Genomic DNA, 21,400 nt, shown 5'->3' on the forward strand with positions numbered 1-21,400 from the left:
AAAATGGTAGTGGGGATGAATAAAAAAGAATTATTTGATGCGCTGGATGAATTTTCTCAAAATCTGCTTGTGACTTTGGCAGAAGTAGAGGCAATTAAGAAAAATCTGAAAGGCGTAGTAGAAGAAAACGTAGCGCTTCGTTTGGAAAATGATAAATTACGAGAGCGGTTGGGCCAAGTGGAGCATACAACAACACCAAAAACAAAAAGAAATCGCGATAATCTGCGCAAGTTGTATGAAGATGGTTTTCATGTCTGTACGGATTTTTATGGTCAACGCCGTGAAAATGATGCAGAATGCATGTTTTGTGACGAGTTGCTGTTTAGGGAGTAAGCATGCAGATTCAAAAAAGTTTTAAAGATCAGTCGCCTTATGGGAAGCTTTATCTAGTGGCTACTCCGATTGGGAACATGGATGATATGAGTATCCGTATGGTGAATACTCTGAAAGAAGTCAATTTCATTGCAGCAGAAGATACTAGAAACACTGGTCTTTTGCTTAGACATTTTGACATTGCGACGAAGCAGATTAGCTTTCACGAGCATAATGCCAAAGAAAAAATTCCTGATTTGATTCGTTTGCTGAAAAGCGGGCAGGATATTGCTCAGGTTTCGGATGCCGGCTTACCTAGTATTTCTGATCCAGGGCATGATTTAGTCAAGGCTGCTATTGCTGAGGGAATCGCAGTAGTAACTGTGCCTGGACCGAGTGCGGGAATTTCAGCATTGATAGCAAGCGGTCTAGCTCCGCAACCTCATGTTTTTTATGGATTTTTGCCACGCAAGGCTGGACAACAGAAAGAATTTTTTGAAAGTAAGAAATCTTATCCTGAAACTCAGATTTTTTATGAATCTCCTCATCGGGTCAAAGCTACTTTAGAAAATATGCTCAGTATCTATGGGGATCGTTCTGTAGTACTAGTACGGGAATTAACTAAGATTTATGAGGAATACCAGCGTGGATGGATTTCCGAAGTGATAAATTCTGTTTCGGGAAATCCACTCAAAGGAGAATGCTTGTTAATCGTAGAAGGTTTTAAGGAAGAAGAGGTTGAACAGTCAGAAGCGGATTTGTTGGTAGAGATTGAACAGTTAGTAGCAGCGGGGACAAAGAAAAATCAGGCTATCAAACAAGTGGCAAAAAAATACGGTTTGAATAAAAGTTCGCTTTATGCACGGTATCATGAACAAGCGAAATAGTGAGAAAAATCATGATTTTTTACAAACAAATGTATCTCTCTCCTTTAGGAGAAATGTCTCTTGTTGCTAATGAATCAGGTCTTGTTGGAGTTTGGTTTTTACAGCAGAAATATTTTGAACATGGTTTAGAAGAAGGAAACCTGCTTCTGGAAAAAAATGATGTTTTGAAAGAAACGGAACTTTTGCTAGAACACTATTTTAGCGGAGATTGTCCAGATTTTTCGAGTCTTCCTTTAGCTTCTGTTGGGACAAATTTTCAACAACAAGTTTGGGCTTATCTGCAAACTATTCCTTACGGAGAAACAGTTACTTATGGTCAGATAGCAAAGAAGTTAGGTAATCGTTCTGCGCAGGCTGTTGGCGGTGCTGTAGGTAGAAATCCTTTTTCTATCATCGTTCCTTGTCATCGGGTGCTAGGCAGTCAAGGACAACTAACTGGCTATGCTGGGGGGCTGGACAAGAAACGGTGGCTTTTGGAGCATGAGGGCGTTGAGCTTAACGAGAAAGCTTTAGATAAATGATAAATGGAGGAGAAAATATGTTACGATTTATTGAATATCCAAAATGTTCGACCTGTCGCAAAGCTAAAACTGAATTAAACCAATTGGGTTTGGACTTTGAAGCAGTAGATATTGTCAAAGAAACACCGAGTAAAGAGGAGATTCTAACTTGGATTGAAAATTCTGATTTGAGCCTTAAATCTTTCTTCAATACTAGCGGACTCAAATACCGTGAGTTAGGTTTGAAAGACAAACTATCAGGATTGTCAATTGAGGAAGCCGCAGATCTTCTAGCAGCAGACGGCATGCTCATCAAGCGTCCGATCTTAGAAAAAGATGGGAAAATCCTGCAAATAGGCTACCGTACAGAGTATGCGACATTAGATTTATAGAATAAAAAGGAAGTGAGATGACGAAATGGATTTCTTTGAAACCATGACGGTTGTCCCACTTTTTTAAGCTCTACATTTTGGTATCATTGGCGTTCATGTTATAATATTTTTAATAAACAAAGGGAAAGGGAAAAAATGGTTTTATCAAAAAAACGTGCACGAAAGGTGATTGAGGAGATAATTGCCCTATTTCCAGATGCCAAGCCCAGCCTAAATTTTAGAAATCATTTTGAACTGCTGGTAGCGGTCATATTGTCAGCTCAAACAACAGATGCAGCGGTTAATACGGTTACACCAACCCTTTTTAAAGCTTATCCGACTCCATTAGAAATGGCTGCGGCGTCAGAAAGCGAAATTGCTAGCTATATCGCTCGTCTGGGACTGTATCGTAATAAAGCTAAATTTTTGAAAAAGTGTGCTCAGCAATTGCTCGATGACTTTGATGGTCAAGTTCCTCATACATGGGAAGAATTAAAAAGTTTGGCTGGTGTAGGGCGTAAAACAGCGAATGTGGTCATGAGTGTTGGATTTGGTATTCCTGCTTTTGCAGTGGATACCCATGTGGAGCGAATCTGCAAACACCATGATATTGTCAAAAAGTCAGCTACCCCGCTAGACGTTGAACAACGAGTGATGGAAGTTTTACCAAAAAGTGAATGGTTGCCTGCGCATCAGGCTATGATTTGCTTTGGACGCGAAATTTGCCATCCTAGAAATCCTAAATGCGATCAATATCCGCAGTTGTACTATTTTGATTGAAAAAAAAAGAGGAGAAACCTCTTTTTTTATAACTCAATTTCCAATACAATTGGTGTGTGGTCTTGCCTTGTACCTGAGTCAATCATTTCTGACTTGGTTACTTTATCTGCAATTCGATTGCTGGTCAGCCAGTAATCAATTCTCCAGCCACTGTTATTGATTTTGCTGGTCTTGCTGCGTTGTGCCCACCAGCTATAAACATTTGGAATATCGCCGTGAATGTAACGGAAAGTATCAGTAAAACCACGATTTAACAGATTGGTAAATCCGGATCGTTCTTCATCTGTAAATCCAGGTGAGCGACGGTTGCTAGAAGGATGAGCGAGGTCAATCTCATTGTGGGCTACATTGTAGTCCCCTGTCGCAAGGACAGGTTTTTCTATGTCTAAAGCTGTTAGATAGTCAGCATATTTTTTGTCCCACACTTGGCGTTCTACTAGGCGTTTAAGTCCATCACCGGCATTTGGCGTATAAACTTGTGTAACGAAAAAATTGTCAAATTCCAACGTAATGATGCGCCCCTCGGAATCCATAGTAGAAGGTGCACCGATTTCTGGGAAGGTTATTTTTGGAGATAGATTCTCTTTGTATAAAAACATAGTTCCAGCATAACCTTTACGTGCAGGTTCTATAGAAGAGCGCCATGTAGTTTCATAATGTGGGAATAATTCATCCAAAACTTTTAGATGTTTTTTAGTTGGTCCGTTAGCAGATAATTTAGTTTCCTGAATGGCGATAATATCAGCGTCTAATCCTACTAAAGTCTGTAAAACAGCCTGTGACAATTGCGCGCGTGCAGAATCGCTGGTCAAAGCTGCGTTGAGAGAGTCAATATTCCAAGAAATGAGTTTCATATAGATACCTTTTCTAGATTCATTTTTTTCTATTTTACCAAAAAAAGGCTAAGCAGGCGAGTTTTGGGTTTGTCATTTTCTTTGTTACCATAGGAATGGAATGATTTTTGTAGTGACTTGATTTTTGTATTCTTGATAGCCTTCTAGATTCTTTTCTAAGAAAGCCTCTTCTCCTTTTATGCGCTGGTTGATAATAGGAAGATAAAGAAGCATGACAAGGAAAGCTAAAAGTGAACCTAAAATGAGCGGAATGCTCAGAAACAGGCCAAGGGTTGCTAGATACATAGGATGTCTGACGATTCCGTAAAGCCCAGTTGAAATGACGTTTTGCTGGTCTTGAACATCAATAATTCTAAATAAATGGTTATTTTCTCGCAGAACTTCAGCATAGAGGAGATAGGATGCTAGAAAAATGAAACTTGCACACCATGTGATTCGGCTGGAAACTTGAAACCAAGAGAAACGATAGTCTAAACCAGCTAAGATAAAGGTAGCAAGAAAGAGTAAAGCACTCAAAAAAATGATCTGCTTTTGTTCCTTTTCTTTCTCTTTCATTTCCAGTCTTTTTCTGAGGAGGTCAGGTTTATAAAGGAACAGAAGGCTTCCAATCAAGAGCATTGGTAGAAAGACCAATCCCAAGAGAAGCCAGCCCTTCCAAAAGTCTAAACTTCCTGCTGGTATAAAAATGAGCAAAATCAAAAACATAAGACCAGACAGGTATTTTAGAATAACTTGGCTAATAAGATGTGTTTTCATTTTTAGCCCTCCTTTGCTCCATTATACTAAAAATCTGTGTAAAAATTCACTCGGAAGGCATCGATTCCTAAAAATTATTTGCAAAAATTCACTCGAAGAGCATCAAATACAAAAATTTATTTGTAAAAATTAGCTAGAAAGGCACAAATTCCATAGATTTACTTGTGAACGAGTTGTCGAATGGGAATAATTCAAAAGATTTATAGGTAAAAAGTTCGTCGAAAAGCGTGACTTCCCATAAATTATTGTCAAAAAGTTCGTCGAGAGACTGACTAAAAGCGGTTATCCTGACATTTCTAATATTTTTATCGCAGAGTAAGAAAGCGGCATTTTATTTATGTTTACTATAGGTGACTATCTTTTCGCAAACCCCGTGAAATATGATATAATGAGGTGTTATCAAAAAAGGTTTCATTCGCCTTGAAAGGATTAAAAAATGACTGAAAAACAACCATTTTATATTACGACACCGATTTATTACCCATCTGGCAAGCTCCATATAGGGAGTGCTTATACGACCGTTGCTTGTGATGTCCTCGCTCGTTACAAGCGTCTCATGGGGTATGATGTTTTTTATTTGACAGGGCTTGATGAGCACGGTCAAAAGATTCAACAAAAAGCAGAAGAAGCGGGCATAACTCCTCAGAAATATGTGGATGGAATGGCAGAAGAAGTAAAAGAACTCTGGGAATTGTTGGATATCTCTTATGATCAATTTATCCGCACAACTGATGACTACCATGAAAAAGTTGTGGCAGATGTCTTTGAACGTCTCTTAGCTCAAGATGATATTTACTTGGGTGAATATTCAGGCTGGTACTCTGTTTCTGATGAAGAATTTTTCACTGAAAGTCAGTTAGAAGAAGTTTTCCGTGATGAAACTGGCAAGGTTATCGGAGGAATTGCCCCATCAGGTCACGAAGTTGAATGGGTGTCAGAAGAATCTTACTTCTTGCGTTTGGGTAAGTACGCTGACCGTTTGGTAGATTTTTTCCATGCTCATCCTGATTTTATCCAGCCAGATGGTCGTATGAATGAAATTATCAAGAACTTTATTGAGCCCGGTTTGGAAGATTTAGCAGTTTCGCGTACCTCATTTACGTGGGGCGTTAAAGTACCTTCAAATCCTAAGCATGTGGTTTACGTATGGATTGATGCCCTTCTCAACTATGCAACAGCTCTTGGTTATGCTCAAGATGACCATGCCAACTTTGATAAGTTCTGGAATGGTACAGTCTTCCACATGGTTGGGAAAGACATTCTACGCTTCCACTCTATTTATTGGCCAATCATGCTCATGATGTTAGACTTGAAATTACCAGAACGTCTGATTGCTCATGGTTGGTTTGTCATGAAGGACGGCAAGATGTCTAAGTCTAAAGGAAATGTCGTTTACCCAGAAATGTTGGTAGAGCGCTTTGGACTTGATTCGCTTCGCTATTATCTCATGCGTAGTCTTCCAGTAGGTTCTGATGGCACTTTTACGCCAGAAGATTATGTTGGTCGTATCAATTATGAACTTGCCAATGACCTTGGAAATCTCCTCAACCGTACGGTTGCTATGATTAACAAGTATTTTGACGGTCAAGTGCCGATTTATAAAGAGAATGTGACAGAATTTGATGCGGACTTGGCAGCAGTGGTAGCAGAAAATATCGCAATCTACCACAAACAGATGGATGCCGTGGATTATCCACGCGCCCTTGAAGCAGTTTGGAATATTATTTCTCGTACTAACAAGTATATTGACGAAACAGCACCTTGGGTGTTGGCTAAAGATGAAACTAAGAAAGCTGAACTGGGTGCAGTTATGAGCCATTTGGCAGCTAGCCTGCGTGTGGTGGCTCACCTCATTCAGCCATTTATGATGACCACATCAAATGCCATCATGGAACAGCTTGGTTTGGGGGCAGATTTTGACCTAGAAAATCTAAATTTAGCAGGACTGCCAACGGGTATTAAAGTAGTTGCCAAAGGGACACCAATCTTCCCACGTCTTGATATGGACGAAGAAATTGCCTATATCAAAGAGCAGATGGAAAGTGGCAAGCCAGCTATTAAGAAGGAATGGAAGCCAGAAGAAATAGAACTCACACTCAACCGTAAAGAAATCAAATTTGACGACTTTGATAAGCTGGAAATTCGTGTCGCAGAAGTCAAAGAAGTTTCTAAAGTGGAAGGGAGTGATAAATTACTCCAATTTCGCTTGGATGCTGGAGATGCAGAAGATCGTCAAATCCTCTCTGGGATTGCTAAATACTATCCAAACGAACAAGAGTTAGTCGGTAAGAAAGTACAAATCGTAGCCAACCTTAAGCCACGCAAAATGATGGGGCGTATCAGTCAAGGCATGATTCTCTCAGCCGAATATGGGGACCAATTGACCCTTCTCACAGTAGACTCAAGCGTACCAAATGGTAGTTTGATTGGGTGATTTAGAAAGAATAATATTAGAATAAAAAATGAATGACGGTCTTACAAATGTGATTAGTCATTCATTTTTTGATTAAATTAGTTAAAGTACTATTCATCTTTATTTAAAAATGAAAGCCTCTCCGCCAGACTAGCCCAATTCCCTCGCATATCGGTCATAAAAGTGGCTGGATTGGGTGTTTTAAAATCATCTATCCAAGTTTGGTAACGGATTGAAATGAGGAGCCGAGTTAAGCGGTTCAGCATTTCTTTTTCTTGTTCTGTTAGGGCTTGGGCATTTTGGACAATAGTCAGTAATTTTTTGATACTGTTGGGTTGGAAAAAATCATCAATAGATGTAATTTGAGCGTCTAAAATGAGACCGAAAAAGACATCAAAGAAATCTTTTAGATCGTCATCTGGAACAGCATCCACCCATTCTTTTAGAGTTTTGTCTGTCTGAATGCTGTCTGGATTGAGCGTGTTAAGTAAAACAAAGTGCTTATTTTCAATCTGCCAAGAGAAAGTGTCATGTTGAGCAATTCCACCAATGGCTACGCTTTTAACAATGTGAGCTTGTTTAGGCGTTTCCAGCATCATTCCGACGATAGAGCCCTGCGGAATGTAGCGTTTGATTTTTGAAGCAATGCTTTGATATCCCTCTGTTTCAATAATCGTATGGTTTAATCCTGGAGCATCAAAACTGTAGATTTGCTTGATTCTATCTTGCAAAGCAGGCTCTACTTGGCTGCTAGCATAAGTCGCTAGATTACCACCTTTGGAATGTCCGGTCAAGATAAAGGTGGCTTTTGGAAATGCCTTCATAACCTTTTGAACGTAGTGCACAGCAGTTTGCTGGGCAGGGACATGTTCCATATAAGTCATATGGAAATCTTCTTTCCAGCCGATAATGGAATCATCTGTTCCGCGAAAAGCAATGACATAGGTGTCTAAGTTAATTTTATAAACCATAGCGGCAAATTGCTTTTGCATCTCAAGATCAATATCGTTTACATAACCAAAGAGTTTGAGGTTTTTATAACGCTTCACTATAGCAGCCTGCGTCAAAAGCTTTAAGCGATGTTTGGTATTCATCAGGGAGTTTACTTCAGACATATATTGTGGTACATCAATTAAACGGATCGCTTTTTGTAGTTCAAGACTGTCCGTGACGATTGTATCGTAGTTTAAGTAAGTAATTTCGGTTAGGAGCAAAAAATCCAGCTCTGTAAAGGGCTGATCATAGATGTTATCGTATTGTATGTCTTCTAAATAGTTAAAAATATTTCCCATAGTCATTCTCTTTCGTAGATTTACTGTTAGTATAGCATATTTCATCAAGTCTTTGTTATAATAGAAAAAGGAGACAGAAGAGAGGGATAGCATGCACAAGATATTATTAGTGGAAGACGATGCCGTCATTCGTCAACAAGTCAAAAAAATGCTGGAACAATGGGGATTTGAGGTGATTGCTGTAGAGGATTTTATGCAGGTGCTGACGATTTTTGTCAAGGAAGAACCGCATCTAGTCCTGATGGATATTGGTCTACCGTTGTTTAATGGTTATCATTGGTGCCAAGAAATTCGCAAGATTTCTAAAGTGCCTATTATGTTTTTATCTTCACGTGATCAGGCGATGGATATTGTCATGGCGATTAACATGGGCGGAGATGATTTTGTGACGAAGCCATTTGACAATAATGTCTTGTTGGCTAAGGTTCAAGGACTCTTGCGTCGTTCGTATGAATTTGGGACAGATCAAAGTTTGTTGGAATACCATGGGGTTATTCTCAATCTCAAGTCCATGGATATGATGTATGATGGAGAAGTGATTGCGTTAACGAAAAATGAATTTCAAATTCTGCGTGTGCTATTTGAGCATTCTGGCAGTATTGTTTCGCGTGATGATCTCATGAAAGAACTGTGGAACAGTGATTTCTTTATTGATGACAATACCTTATCAGTCAATATCGCCCGTCTGCGCAAGAAATTAGAAGATGCTGGACTGAAAAGTTTTATTGAAACCAAGAAAGGAATTGGGTACGGATTGACGAATGAATTCTCAAAATAAATGGTTGTTTTTCAGATATTATCTGCGTTCGCGTCAATTTTCTTTTATTATTCTGCTGATATTTTATGTGATATTATTTGCTTTTAGTCTACTGTATGATGATGCGCAGGCTGTATTGTACTATGTCATGTTGATGCTGTGTTTGCTTAGCATGATTGGTCTTGTGTTTGATATTGTTAAGCACTATCAAAACTTTCGACGAGCTGCTTTATATGGCGAGGGACAAGCAGATACACCTTTAGAAGCTCTGCTATTTTCCAAAATAGAAAAATTAGAGGATGAAAAAAAGGAGCTGAAAGCGCAGGAGCGAGTTAGGCAGAATGATTTGCTGGATTATTATACACTTTGGGTGCATCAGATAAAAACACCAATTGCTGCTAGTAAGCTTTTGGTGCAGGATTTGGGTGAGCAAACACTGAAAAAGCAGCTGGAGCAAGAAATTTTTAAAATCGATTCTTATACCAATCTGGTATTGCAATATTTGCGCTTGGAGAGTTTTCATGATGATTTGAGTGTCCAGAAAGAAAACATAGAGGAAATGGTCAAGGAAGTTGTCAAAAAATATGCCATTTTCTTTATTCAGCAAGGCTTAAGTTTGGACTTGCATGATTTGAAACAAACGATTATTACGGACAAAAAATGGTTTGTGGTGATTTTGGAGCAAATTCTCTCAAATAGTCTGAAATATACCAGTCAAGGTGGCATTGAGATTTATTTTAAAGATGATACGCTTTATCTGAAAGATACAGGTCTGGGCATTCAAAACAGTGATATTTTGCGTGTGTTTGAGCGTGGCTTCTCTGGTTATAACGGTCGTTTAACCCAGCAATCATCTGGTTTAGGACTTTACCTGTCTAAGAAGATTGCGGACGAGTTAGGACATGAACTGCACTTGCAGTCGGTTGTAGGTGAAGGGACAACTGTCATGGTTACGTTTAAAGAGCAGAAACTGCTGTTTGAATGAGCTGACAATCTTACAAAAGTGTAAGAAAAAACGATACAAATGAAAGGTTATGTTATGGTGGCAACCTTTCTTTTTTTTGTATCATAGAGTTAGAAAATAAGTTCATATTTAGGAGAAACTAAAATGAAAACAAAAGGTTTAAATGCTTTTCAGCTAAAATTGTTAATGGCTTTTCTCATGGTCTTTGATCATCTGGATAAAATACCAGGTTTGTTATCGGGGGAATGGGCTGGTATTTTTCATGCTTTGACACGCTGTGTTGCGGCTTGGTTTGCTTTTGCAGCAGTGGAAGGTTTTATTTATACTCGCAGCCGTTTGCTTTACAATTTCCGTCTCTTTTCTTGGGCTGCTATTATGTTTATAGGAAATACAGTTATCAATTTTCTTTTCCAGGCAAAAAGCGTTCAGCTCAACAATAATATTTTCTTAACCTTGGCATGTGGCGTGCTTGTGCTCAATCTTTTTTTCGGCATTTCCAAGAGTAATCATACTTATCGAATGAAAGAAAATCCTATTCGTTTTCTTCTGGGGACTCTTGTTTTGCTGGCAGCTAGTTTCATAACGGAAGGTGGCCTGCCCTTGATTCCATTTATGCTGATTACGTATATCTGTCGAGAAAAGAAAAACTTACGAAATCTGCTGTATGGTATTTTAACGCTTGCCCTATTTTGTATGAGCATTCAGATTTATCCGACATGGGTTACAACCCTCTCAATGATGCTTTATAATTCGGATTGGCTCTTTATTACAGTGCTGCCATTCATTTCGCTCTATAATGGTGAGCGCGGTCCTGTGACTAAGTGGAGTAAATATTTCTTTTATGTATTTTACCCTACTCATCTCTGGTTGATTGCTCTGATTGCTTATCTAGTGCAAAAATGAATCTTACAAAAATGTAAGATAAAAGCAATAAATGAAAGATTAAGTTATGGATGAACACCACAAGATATCTTACAATAAACTTGTCAGAAAGAAGAAGGAGCAGAAGATGAGACGATTGAAAAAACAATTCAAAAGCAAAACTTCACAAGGTCAACCTAGTTTGAAAGAAATTGAACGAGCAGAATTTGGCTATGCAGTTCGTCAATCTGTTCAAACTCTCTACTTAGGATTTTAAAATAGATAGGAGAAAAACGATGACATTATTAGATGTTCAACATGTTAAAAAGATTTATAAAACGCGCTTTCAAGGTAATCAAGTCGAAGCGCTGAAAGACATTCATTTCACAGTGGAAAAAGGTGATTATGTCGCCATTATGGGGGAGTCTGGTTCTGGGAAATCCACCCTCTTGAATATTCTTGCCATGCTGGATAAGCCAACCGAAGGACGCGTCTTTCTTAATGGCACCGATACCGCAACGATTAAAAACAATCAGGCTTCTAGTTTTCGCAGGGAAAAACTCGGCTTTGTCTTTCAAGATTTCAATCTGTTAGACACGCTTTCGGTCAAGGATAATATTCTCTTGCCACTCGTTTTATCTCGTCGTCCGATTTCTGAAATGATGAAAGAGTTAGTGGTGACTTGCAATGAACTAGGGATTAACAGCTTACAAGAGAAGTTTCCTTATGAGATTTCAGGTGGTCAAAAGCAACGGGTGGCAGTGGCACGAGCGATTATTACTGAGCCGGAGATTTTATTAGCGGACGAGCCAACTGGAGCGTTAGATTCAAAATCCTCTGCGGCGCTTTTAGATGTGTTTGATGACATCAATGACCGCGGACAAACCATTCTTATGGTAACGCATTCGACAGCGGCGGCAAGTCGCGCCAAACGTGTGCTCTTTATCAAGGATGGGATTTTGTACAATCAGATTTTCCGAGGCGACAAGACGGAGCGGCAGATGTTCCAAGAGATTTCAGATACCTTAACAGTCATGGCAAGCGAGGTGGGCGATTATGTTCAAACTAACCAATAAACTTGCACTTTCAAACTTGGTAAAAAATCGGAGCTTATACTATCCCTTTGCTCTGGCAACCATTGTAGCGACAGCAATTTTATATAGTTTTGTATCGTTAGCTTATAGTCCTAATCTGGAATCTACTTATGGTGGATCGGCTGCTCGTACGACCTTGCAATTTGGAATTTGGGTAATTCAGATTGCCGTCTTGATTCTCGTGACCTATGCCAATAGCTTTGTCATGAAAAATCGCTCCAAAGAGCTGGGAGTTTACAGCATTTTAGGAATGGAAAAGCACCAGTTGCTTCTGATGACTTTCTTTGAACTGTTTTATTTTGCTTTAGTAACTGTGGGGCTAGGACTTGGTTTGGGTCTCGTTTTAGACAAATTATTGTTTGCTGTTCTATTGAAATTTATGGGTCTGAAAGTCGTCATTGCTTCAACTTTTCAATGGTTGAATGTCTTTACTGTTCTAGTCAGTCTGAGTGTTGCCTTTGCGATCATTCTCTTGTTAAACTCTATACGCCTGCTTCGTTACAGCTCGCTTCATTTGATGAGAGAAAAGAAAGCTGGAGAAAAAAAGGGACGCTTCCTTGGCTTGCAAACATTCCTAGGACTGGGACTGCTAGCTATGGCTTATTACATTGCCCTCACAGTTGAGAAACCAGTTGCCGCAATTTTGAATTTTTTTATCGCAGTTCTCATGGTTGTGCTAGCAACTTATCTCCTCTTTAATGCAGGAACGATTACACTATTGCAATTTTTAAAGAAAAGAAAAAGATACTACTACAAAACGCAGAATTTTATTTCGGTTTCTAATTTGATTTCTCGTATGCGCAAGAATGCAGCTGGATTAGCAACGATTTCCATTCTTTCAACCATGCTCTTAGTAACACTGGTGGGCTCGCTTAATATTTATGTTGGCGGGAAAGATTACATGACTTCTTTGTATCCAAAGGATTACAATATCTCAATTACAGGTGAAACAACGACAGATAAAAATGCTGCAATTTTACAGGCGGTGAAAGACGTCGTGCGCAAAAAGGGAATACGCAATGCTCAGTATGAAGATTATAGTTATCAAATTTCCACTATTTCAAAAATCAAGGGAAACCAATTAACAGTTTCTGAAAATACAAAGCAACTAGGCATAGAAGAAGCTCAAAAAATGTTTGGAGGTTTTCTTATTATCAGTCGTCAAGAATACGAAAAAATGACAGGAAGGAAAGTTCATTTAGCTGATGATGAAGCGCTCCTTTATACCAAAAATCTTCAAATCAATCAAAAACAAGCTCTCACAATCAACGGAAAATCATGGAAAATAAAAGAGTATCTGACAACAGATTTCACACATGGAAAGATTAGTACTGACTTTAACTTCATATCACAAAAATTTATCTATATGGTGGTTAATCAGCCTAATCAAATTGGTCTTAAAGAAGCCTACACTTATTTTATAGGCATTCAATCTTCTGATAAAAAGGTCAAACTTCAAGAGAGTCTTTTCGATGCGATTCATGAGCAGCAAGGTCAAGAAAAAGGAGGCGTTGGTGTTTCTGAACGTAAAAGGATTGAAAAAGAATACCAAGGTGTAACAGGGACTCTCCTCTTTATTGGTATCTTCTTATCAGTGATTTTCTTGCTAGGAACAGTATTGGTTATTTACTACAAACAAATTTCTGAAGGATACGAAGACCGGGAAGGATTTGTTATTTTGCAAAAAGTCGGTTTAGATGAAAAGCAAACCAAGGCAATCATTCGCAAGCAGATTTTAACAGTCTTCTTCTTGCCGCTTATTTTTTCCTTTCTTCACATTGCTGCTGCCTTTCACATGTTGCAGCTGATTGTAGCCCTCTTAGGCGCAACAAATGTACCACTTTTAATCCAAACAACCATTACAACCTGCGGGATTTTCCTACTCGTTTATATTCTTGTTTTCATGTTAACATCTAGAAGTTATCGAAAAATCATAGCAAGATAAGTATTTTGAACCATTCGTCTTTTGGCGAGTGGTTTTATCTTGCAATTCTGACCTCTTGTCTAGCCAGCAAAACCTCTTATCCAAAAATACGAGATTTTTTAAAAAATGAGGAGTATGATAAGCTCATAAAATCTATTGGAGGAACGTTATGATACTAGAAACACGACATCTTAGTAAAATTTATGGTAACAAGAGAGCAGTTCATAATCTGAATCTTCAGATTGAAGCAGGTAGTTTTACGGCTATTTTAGGGCCAAATGGTGCTGGAAAGTCCACAACAATTCAAATGTTAACCAGACTTTTGCAACCTACAACAGGAGAGATCTTGTATAATAGTAACATTAAATTAGGCGTTGTTTTCCAAAATAGTGTTTTGGATGATATGCTAACAGTACGAGAAAATTTAGACATTAGGGCAGGTCAATATAATATGATTGACAAAGGAAAAGTTGATAGTTTAATTGAGCAATTAGGGTTGAAAAAATTTTCAACACAATTATATGGGACTTTATCAGGTGGGCAAAAGCGACGAGTAGATATCGCACGTGCTTTATTGAATAACCCAGATGTTCTCTTTCTTGATGAACCAACTACAGGTTTAGATATTCAAACTAGGAAAGCCATTTGGGAGCTGATTCACCAGTTGCAAATAAAAGAGAAGATGACGGTTATCTTAACCACTCATTATTTAGATGAAGCAGATGATGCAGATATGATTTATATTGTGGATCACGGTCAAGTGATTGCTAAGGGCTCTGCTAATCAGATTAAAGAGAACTATGCTCAGAATTTTCTCAAGGTATTCGTGACCGATACTGCTGATTTTAAAGAAATTTTGAAGGAAGAGATTCCTTTTGAGGAAGTAAGAGTGAATGAACTGTTGATTCACCCAGAAACGACAGAAAAGGCTTTAGAAATTCTAACATGTGGTCGCTCTTTTATTCGACAATTTGAATTTCGACCAGGAACAATGGACGATGCTTTTATGGCGTTGACAGGAAGAGAGGTACGTTAACATGATGATGCTAATGAAAAGAAATATTTTGCTCTATTTTCGTAATCGTAGTGGGGTAATTTTATCGCTTCTTGGAGCTATGATTTCCTTTATTTTGTATTTAGTTTTTTTAAAAGTAAATATCAAGGATTCATGGAGTCAGGTTCCTCATAGCAATCAATTGTTGGATTCGTGGCTCATCGGTGGGACACTTGCTATTACAGGATTGACCACGACATTTTCCAGTTTCTCTCAACTAGCAAAAGATAGAGGAAGCAAAGTAACACAAGATTTGATTCTGACAGACTTGGGACGTTGGGGCTTGTCTATCAGTTACCTTCTGAGTACGACCTTTATTGGATTTTTGATGCAAATCATTATGTTTGCTGTCATGGAAGGCTACTTTATCTGGGAAGATCAGATTGTCTTTGATTGGACTTTGCTGCCTCAAATTCTCTTTATTATGGTGCTCAATGCACTCTTATGTTCTATTTTTAATGGTATTCTTGTGAATCGTTTCAAATCAGTAGATACGCTTGGAAAGTTAGCAACAATTATCGGAGCTGCTTCTGGCTTCTTAGTTGGAACTTACATTCCAATAGGAGTTCTGCCATCGTTTGCTCAAATGATTATGAAATGTACCCCCTCTACTTATGTTGCATCTCTCTTTAGGCAAGTAATGATGAAAGATAACTTAGCTACTACTTTTCATCATAATACAGCAGCGCAAGATTATTTTAAAAAGATGATGGGGATTCAATTAAAATGGGACTCTCTATTGACAATAAAAGAAACATGCTATATAGTTGTAATAGTTTTAGTTGCTTTGCTTTTTATTTGGATAATCCAACAGATTGCTACCAATCGGTGGACTAAAACTGCTTAAATTGATGGAAAGTTAGAGATATTCTTTTGCAGACTAAATTTACAATGGATCCGACCATTCCTTCAAACGATCCACTTGTCATGATTAAAGCGGATAGGTTGGAAGATGAAGCTAAAGAAATTTTTGAATATGTACATCGTTATAAGTCATCCTATAACAATGTGATTCCTATAAAAACAGATGATAAAATTGTTATGCTGAAAACGGATCAAATTATCCTGGCAGATATCAACCAAACAACACTGATGTTGTATTGTATGGATGCTATTTATACTACAAAAGAAACGCTTACGCATTTTCAAAATCGTGTCAATCGCCAAAATTTTGTTCAAATTTCTAAGCATGCGATTATTAATATCGATCATTTGTTGTCATTATCGGATAGTTTTTCAGGGAATATGACAGCTAGATTGACAAACAATATTAAATCAAGTGTCAGTCGAAAATATGTCAAGTTGTTGATGGATTATCTGGGTCTGTAGAAAGGAGCGAACATGAAAAAAATTGCAACTTCTATGTTAGAAGGCCTGCGTACGGGTTCTTTAGCATATTTACTTGTTTTGGCTTTTCGAATCCAAGAATCACCTGTTACGACTTCTAACATTCTCAGTATTTTGATAATGAGCGCTTTGATTGGCTTGTTTTCCTTGCTGTTTGAAATTGAACGTTTTTCTTATTTGGTGCAGTTGACGATTCATTTTTTTCTTACTTTAATGGTGGTTAGTGTCATGATGGTCTATAATGGTTGGGCTTTTAATCTGGCACGGACTGAATTTTGGTTGGATTTTATTGTTATCTACATTTTAATTTGGCTGTTCGTTCGTTTAGACATTTATCTAAAAACAAAGAAAATCAATGAGGCACTTGTAAAATTAAGAAGAAATCGTACAAGAGAATAAGTTCGATATTGTGGTTATATTCAGAAGGCTGAGAACACATGTTCAAGCCTTTTTTCTTACAAAAATGTAAGTTTTTAGAGCCTAAATGAAAGGTTAAGTTATGGTAAGGCTGTGCTTGGAGTTGTATCATATAAATGTAAAGAAAAACAGAAAGTTTATAAGAATTTCTGATGACATTCAACTTTTACAAGGAGGCAGATCATGAAAACAAATTTATTAAAGAAAAAATCCATTGCAAGAACAGAAAAGATTTCCAAAGAGGAGATTGAAAAGACAAAAATGGGTTGTGCAACTAGTCAATATTATTTCTGGCTGCAATATAGTCATTGAGATATACCTTTTATATCAGTACAGATTCAAGCAATCTTACAAAAATGTAAGATAAAGTGAAAAAATGAAAGGTTAAAGTATGGAAAGTTGCTTTTCTTTTCAGTATGATAGATGTATAAAAATTATTAGGAGAAAACGATGACATTATTAGATGTTCAACATGTTAAAAAGATTTATAAAACGCGCTTTCAAGGTAATCAAGTCGAAGCGCTGAAAGACATTCATTTCACAGTGGAAAAAGGCGATTACGTCGCCATTATGGGGGAATCCGGTTCTGGGAAATCCACCCTCTTGAATATCCTTGCCATGCTGGATAAGCCAACCGAAGGACGCGTCTTTCTTAATGGCACCGATACCGCAACGATTAAAAACAATCAAGCTTCTAGTTTTCGCAGGGAAAAACTCGGCTTTGTCTTTCAAGACTTCAATCTGTTAGACACCTTGTCTGTGAAAGACAATATTTTACTGCCTTTGGTCTTATCGCGCCGTCCGATTTCTGAAATGATGAAAAAGTTGGTGGTAACTTGTAATGAACTAGGGATTAACAGCTTACAAGAGAAGTTTCCGTATGAGATTTCAGGTGGTCAAAAGCAACGGGTGGCAGTGGCACGAGCGATTATTACTGAGCCGGAGATTTTATTAGCGGACGAGCCAACTGGGGCGCTTGATTCAAAATCCTCTGCGGCGCTTTTAGATGTATTTGATGACATTAATGATCGTGGTCAAACGATACTTATGGTGACGCATTCGACCTCTGCAGCAAGTCGTGCTAAGCGGGTACTTTTCATTAAGGATGGCATTTTGTATAACCAAATTTTCCGAGGTGACAAGACGGAGCGGCAGATGTTCCAAGAGATTTCTGATACCTTAACGGTCATGGCAAGCGAGGTGAATCAAGGTGCTTAGATTAGCGGGAAAATTAGCGGTTTCTAACCTAGTGAAAAATCGTAGATTATACTATCCATTTGCGTTGGCAACTTGTTTAGTCGTCGCTATTTCATATATTTTTAACTCTTTAATGTTTAATCCTCATTTACAAAAAATGCAGGGGGCAAGTTCTATTTCATTTGTCTTGGCTCTTGGAGTAATTATTGTGACGATTGCTGCAGCGATTATCGTTTTTTATGCTAATAGCTTCGTCATGAAAAATCGTTCGAAAGAGCTAGGTCTTTATGGAATGCTAGGGCTTAATAAACGTCATCTCTTTACCATGGTGTTCATTGAGTTATTGATTTTAGGATCAACGACTGTCATGATTGGTCTTGGATTTGGTATTGTATTTGATAAACTGATTTATGCCTTTTTACTGAAATTGATGGGGTTAAAAGTTGTCTTAGTATCCACGTTTCAATGGGTAGTTCTTATTTCAGTTGTTGTCATCTATGGCGTTATTTTTGCGGGCTTGGTGCTTGTCAACGGTTTGAGGATTCTACGTTTTAATGCTTTGCAATTGGCCAAAGAAAAGAATAGCGGTGAAAGAAAAGGACGATTTCTTCTGATTCAAACGATTATTGGATCGATTTCTTTAGGCTATGCTTATTACCTAGCTCTGAGTGTCAAAAATCCACTGACAGCAATTGGTATATTTTTTATAGCTGTTCTCTTTGTTATTTTAGGGACTTATCTGCTGTTCAATGCAGGAGTTACGGTATTTTTACGGTTGCTTCAGAAAAATAAACGGTATTATTATCAACCTAATAATATGATTTCTGTGTCCAATTTGATTTTTCGGATGAAGAAAAATGCAGTGGGATTGGCAACGATTGCGATTCTTTCAACGATGGTTTTGGTCACCTTGGCTGGAGGTGTCAATATTTATGCAGGTACTGGTTATCTTAAAAGCGTGATGTATCCCCAAGATTATACGATAAAGGGGAAGGGAGTGCCAGCTGCTCAATTGGATCAGGCATTGACAGAATTTGCAAAAGAGAATCATTTAACAGTCACTAAGAAAACTGCTTATCAATATTATTCGATGGGAATTAAAAATCAAAAGGGCAATCAGCTTGATATTTATCCAAAAGGTGAAACACAAGTTTCTCCACAGGCTTATATTCTGCTGTTTTCAGCTGATGATTATCGGAAAATGACGGGCAAAACATTGAATTTAAAAGATAATGAGACAGTAATCTTTGCAAAAGGAATCTCTATCAGGCAAACTCAGCCTCTTAAGCTGAACGGGCAAGAATTGATAGTTAAAGAACTTTTAAAAGAGGACTTTGTTCTTGGAAATATTACAGATCAGTATAATATCATTATCCCTCAGTCACTTTTTATGGTGGTCAATGACCCACAAAAATTGGTGGATTCACAAAAGCAACATTACACGATTAATACAGAATTATATGGCGGTTTGAATATCAGGGCTTCTAATAAGAAAAAGGGCGATTTGGATACAGCTTACCAGAAGAAGCTGAAACAGTTCAATACGACGCTCCCCGATAATGCCGGTGTGTATGGTTATACAAGAATCCAAGGTGTGCAGGAAATTATGAGTATGTTAGGTGGCGTTTTCTTTATTGGTATTTTCCTTTCAATTGTCTTTATGCTGGGAACGGTTTTGGTAATCTACTACAAACAGATTTCAGAAGGGTATGAAGACCGAGACCGCTTTGTAATTTTACAAAAGGTAGGATTAGATGAAAAGCAGACCAAGCGCACCATTCGCAAACAAATTTTGACTGTGTTCTTCTTACCGCTTGCTTTCGCTTTTATGCATCTGGCATTTGCTTATCATATGCTGAGTCTCATGTTGAAAGTTTTAGGTGTGTTGAATGCATCATTAATGCTAACTGTTACGCTTAGTGTTTGTACTATCTTCTTTATCGTCTATATACTTGTCTTTCTCATCACATCGCGCAGTTACCGTAAGATTGTGTCAATGTAAGTTGGAGATTAGTGATAAGCATAATGAAAAATGTTATTGACATAGTAATTAAAACAGGAGTAAGTTAAATCTTACTCTTGTTTGAATTTCCTTCATAAAAAATAGTCTGTCGGATTCCTTTTTAGTTGCTTTTATGGTAGAATAATTCAATCTAGGAAATTGGAGTTTGGGATGGGTATATTTAGAAAAAAAGATGTTAGTCGAGATCGGACTGGCATGCGGCGTCATTTACGATTGTTGGATTTGATTTTGTTAGGAATTGGCGCTATGGTAGGGACGGGGATTTTTACGATTACTGGAACGGCAGCTGCCACATTAGCTGGTCCTGCTTTAGTTGTTTCGATTATTATTTCTGCTCTTTGCGTGAGCATGTCTGCTTTCTTTTATGCAGAATTTGCATCGAGGATTCCTGCAAATGGGGGTGCTTATAGTTATCTTTATGCTGTTTTAGGTGAGTTTCCAGCTTGGATAGTAGGCTGGCTGACCATTATGGAATTTATGACGGCTGTATCTAGTGTTGCCTCTGGTTGGGCATCCTATTTGAAAGGTTTGCTGAATGGATTTGGTTTGAGTATGCCCAAGATGCTCAATGGAACCTTTAATCCGCAGGCGGGGACTTATATAGATTTACTGCCGATACTGGTTTTGGTATTTGTAACTGGTGTGGTGCTGTTAAATTCTAGAGCAGCTTTGCGGTTTAATTCTGCTTTGGTTGTCTTGAAGTTCTCGGCACTTGCTCTTTTTATTCTGGCAGGAATCTTCTTTATTAAGCCTGAAAATTGGTCTCATTTTGCTCCATTTGGGTTTGGTAAACTGTATGGTGGTGAAGTTGGTATTATGGCTGGTGCTTCTCTGATGTTCTTTGCCTTTTTGGGTTTTGAGTCCATATCTATGGCGGTGGACGAGATAAAGGAGCCACAAAAAAATGTTCCACGAGGGATTGTGTTGTCTCTATCCATTGTAACAGTTCTTTATATATTAGTGACATTGGTTTTGACAGGGATTGTTCACTACAGCCAGTTAGATGTAGCCGATGCAGTCGCTTTCGCCCTTCGTAGTGTGGGGCTTAGCTGGGCGGCTAATTATGTGTCGGTAGTGGCTATTTTGACGTTGATTACTGTCTGCATTTCCATGACTTATGCTCTGTCGCGCATGATTTATAGCATTGCGCGTGATGGTTTGCTGCCAAAGTCCTTTAGAAAATTAACTGCTACTAGCCGGGTTCCGAAAAATGCTACGATTTTGGTGGGAATAGCTGCAGCAGTTTGTGCGGGGATGTTTCCTTTAGCAAGTATTGCCTCCTTTTTGAATATCTGTACATTGGCTTATTTGATGTTGTTAGCAGTTGCTATTCTGAAGCTTCGAAAGGACAAAGGGCTTCCTCAAGCAGGGGAATTTAAAACTCCTTTGGTACCTTTGACGCCTATCCTATCGATTATTATCTGCCTGTCTTTCATGAGCCAATATGGCTCTGACACTTGGCTAGCATTTGGGCTTGCTTTACTAGTCGGAACGATAATCTATTTTATCTATGGCTACCACCATTCGGAAATCAATTGATGAGTTTTAATCCAGACAGCCAGCTAGGCTGTTTGTTGATATAATAGAAGCAGAAATG

Annotated in this window: 23 protein-coding genes; 20 read left to right on the plus strand and 3 right to left on the minus strand. The window is 38.2% G+C overall.

Annotation, left to right across the window (positions count from 1 at the left end):
* Positions 1-15 precede the first annotated feature (15 nt).
* From yabA to nth, 5 genes are all read left to right on the plus strand, one after another.
* Complete coding sequence (yabA, locus tag SCSC_RS02480) at positions 16-333, plus strand: DNA replication initiation control protein YabA (RefSeq protein WP_003025601.1); 318 nt, start codon at positions 16-18, stop codon at positions 331-333.
* A gap of 2 nt (positions 334-335) precedes the next feature.
* Positions 336-1,199: a 16S rRNA (cytidine(1402)-2'-O)-methyltransferase gene (gene rsmI / locus SCSC_RS02485; RefSeq protein WP_006269835.1), complete on the plus strand. Its 864-nt coding sequence runs from the start codon at positions 336-338 to the stop codon at positions 1,197-1,199.
* Between the two features lie 11 nt (positions 1,200-1,210).
* The gene (locus SCSC_RS02490; protein WP_006269848.1) at positions 1,211-1,720 is read left to right on the plus strand and encodes a methylated-DNA--[protein]-cysteine S-methyltransferase; all 510 of its coding nucleotides are present in this window, start codon (positions 1,211-1,213) and stop codon (positions 1,718-1,720) included.
* A gap of 17 nt (positions 1,721-1,737) precedes the next feature.
* Complete coding sequence (locus tag SCSC_RS02495; RefSeq protein WP_003034329.1) at positions 1,738-2,091, plus strand: arsenate reductase family protein; 354 nt, start codon at positions 1,738-1,740, stop codon at positions 2,089-2,091.
* A 135-nt stretch (positions 2,092-2,226) separates the two neighbouring features.
* The gene (gene nth / locus SCSC_RS02500; protein WP_006269842.1) at positions 2,227-2,850 is read left to right on the plus strand and encodes an endonuclease III; all 624 of its coding nucleotides are present in this window, start codon (positions 2,227-2,229) and stop codon (positions 2,848-2,850) included.
* 26 nt (positions 2,851-2,876) lie between these two features.
* On the opposite strand, the gene SCSC_RS02505 is transcribed toward nth, so the two are convergent.
* Both SCSC_RS02505 and SCSC_RS02510 read right to left on the minus strand, forming a co-directional pair.
* Complete coding sequence (locus SCSC_RS02505; protein WP_006269832.1) at positions 2,877-3,704, minus strand: exodeoxyribonuclease III; 828 nt, start codon at positions 3,702-3,704, stop codon at positions 2,877-2,879.
* A gap of 84 nt (positions 3,705-3,788) precedes the next feature.
* Positions 3,789-4,460 (minus strand): methyltransferase family protein, encoded by a 672-nt coding sequence (locus SCSC_RS02510; protein WP_006269831.1) that lies wholly within the window; start codon positions 4,458-4,460, stop codon positions 3,789-3,791.
* Between the two features lie 436 nt (positions 4,461-4,896).
* Between SCSC_RS02510 and metG the strand changes: the two genes are divergently transcribed.
* Positions 4,897-6,894 carry a methionine--tRNA ligase gene (metG, locus tag SCSC_RS02515; RefSeq protein WP_006269841.1) on the plus strand — a complete coding sequence of 666 codons (1,998 nt, stop codon included), beginning with the start codon at positions 4,897-4,899 and terminating at the stop codon, positions 6,892-6,894.
* Positions 6,895-6,983: 89 nt separating this feature from the next.
* Here the strand turns inward: metG and SCSC_RS02520 are convergent, their stop codons facing one another.
* Positions 6,984-8,165: a DUF2974 domain-containing protein gene (locus SCSC_RS02520; RefSeq protein ID WP_006269837.1), complete on the minus strand. Its 1,182-nt coding sequence runs from the start codon at positions 8,163-8,165 to the stop codon at positions 6,984-6,986.
* Positions 8,166-8,256: 91 nt separating this feature from the next.
* Here SCSC_RS02520 and SCSC_RS02525 point away from each other — a divergent pair, with 91 nt between their 5' ends.
* The 14 genes from SCSC_RS02525 (at position 8,257) to SCSC_RS02580 (ending at position 21,342) form a co-directional block, all read left to right on the plus strand.
* Positions 8,257-8,943 (plus strand): response regulator transcription factor, encoded by a 687-nt coding sequence (locus SCSC_RS02525; RefSeq protein ID WP_003069999.1) that lies wholly within the window; start codon positions 8,257-8,259, stop codon positions 8,941-8,943.
* Complete coding sequence (locus tag SCSC_RS02530) at positions 8,927-9,907, plus strand: sensor histidine kinase (RefSeq protein ID WP_006269847.1); 981 nt, start codon at positions 8,927-8,929, stop codon at positions 9,905-9,907. The genes SCSC_RS02525 and SCSC_RS02530 overlap by 17 nt, the downstream gene beginning before the upstream one ends.
* A 123-nt stretch (positions 9,908-10,030) precedes the next feature.
* Complete coding sequence (locus SCSC_RS02535) at positions 10,031-10,789, plus strand: TraX family protein (protein ID WP_003069997.1); 759 nt, start codon at positions 10,031-10,033, stop codon at positions 10,787-10,789.
* A gap of 106 nt (positions 10,790-10,895) precedes the next feature.
* Positions 10,896-11,024 carry a hypothetical protein gene (locus tag SCSC_RS09405; protein WP_006269833.1) on the plus strand — a complete coding sequence of 43 codons (129 nt, stop codon included), beginning with the start codon at positions 10,896-10,898 and terminating at the stop codon, positions 11,022-11,024.
* 19 nt (positions 11,025-11,043) lie between these two features.
* Positions 11,044-11,823 carry an ABC transporter ATP-binding protein gene (locus SCSC_RS02540; protein ID WP_003069995.1) on the plus strand — a complete coding sequence of 260 codons (780 nt, stop codon included), beginning with the start codon at positions 11,044-11,046 and terminating at the stop codon, positions 11,821-11,823.
* Positions 11,804-13,786, plus strand: a complete 1,983-nt coding sequence (locus SCSC_RS02545; protein WP_006269822.1) for an ABC transporter permease — start codon at positions 11,804-11,806, stop codon at positions 13,784-13,786. The genes SCSC_RS02540 and SCSC_RS02545 overlap by 20 nt, the downstream gene beginning before the upstream one ends.
* 148 nt (positions 13,787-13,934) lie before the next feature.
* Complete coding sequence (locus tag SCSC_RS02550; protein WP_006269827.1) at positions 13,935-14,801, plus strand: ABC transporter ATP-binding protein; 867 nt, start codon at positions 13,935-13,937, stop codon at positions 14,799-14,801.
* 1 nt (position 14,802) lies between these two features.
* Entirely contained in the window at positions 14,803-15,666 is an 864-nt protein-coding gene (locus SCSC_RS02555) for an ABC transporter permease (RefSeq protein WP_006269826.1), read from the plus strand.
* Positions 15,667-15,692: 26 nt separating this feature from the next.
* Positions 15,693-16,148: a LytTR family DNA-binding domain-containing protein gene (locus tag SCSC_RS02560; protein ID WP_014829592.1), complete on the plus strand. Its 456-nt coding sequence runs from the start codon at positions 15,693-15,695 to the stop codon at positions 16,146-16,148.
* 12 nt (positions 16,149-16,160) lie between these two features.
* On the plus strand, positions 16,161-16,565 hold the full coding sequence (locus SCSC_RS02565) for a DUF3021 domain-containing protein (RefSeq protein ID WP_006269825.1): 405 nt from the start codon (positions 16,161-16,163) through the stop codon (positions 16,563-16,565).
* A gap of 201 nt (positions 16,566-16,766) precedes the next feature.
* The gene (locus SCSC_RS09410; RefSeq protein ID WP_006269823.1) at positions 16,767-16,895 is read left to right on the plus strand and encodes a hypothetical protein; all 129 of its coding nucleotides are present in this window, start codon (positions 16,767-16,769) and stop codon (positions 16,893-16,895) included.
* A gap of 138 nt (positions 16,896-17,033) precedes the next feature.
* On the plus strand, positions 17,034-17,801 hold the full coding sequence (locus tag SCSC_RS02570; RefSeq protein ID WP_022524537.1) for an ABC transporter ATP-binding protein: 768 nt from the start codon (positions 17,034-17,036) through the stop codon (positions 17,799-17,801).
* On the plus strand, positions 17,794-19,782 hold the full coding sequence (locus SCSC_RS02575; RefSeq protein ID WP_006270148.1) for an ABC transporter permease: 1,989 nt from the start codon (positions 17,794-17,796) through the stop codon (positions 19,780-19,782). Before SCSC_RS02570 ends, SCSC_RS02575 begins: the two co-directional genes overlap by 8 nt.
* A gap of 171 nt (positions 19,783-19,953) precedes the next feature.
* The gene (locus SCSC_RS02580) at positions 19,954-21,342 is read left to right on the plus strand and encodes an APC family permease (RefSeq protein ID WP_006270166.1); all 1,389 of its coding nucleotides are present in this window, start codon (positions 19,954-19,956) and stop codon (positions 21,340-21,342) included.
* The last annotated feature ends 58 nt before the right edge of the window (positions 21,343-21,400 follow it).

This window comes from Streptococcus constellatus subsp. constellatus, from assembly GCF_023167545.1.
In the GTDB taxonomy this organism is placed as follows: domain Bacteria; phylum Bacillota; class Bacilli; order Lactobacillales; family Streptococcaceae; genus Streptococcus; species Streptococcus constellatus.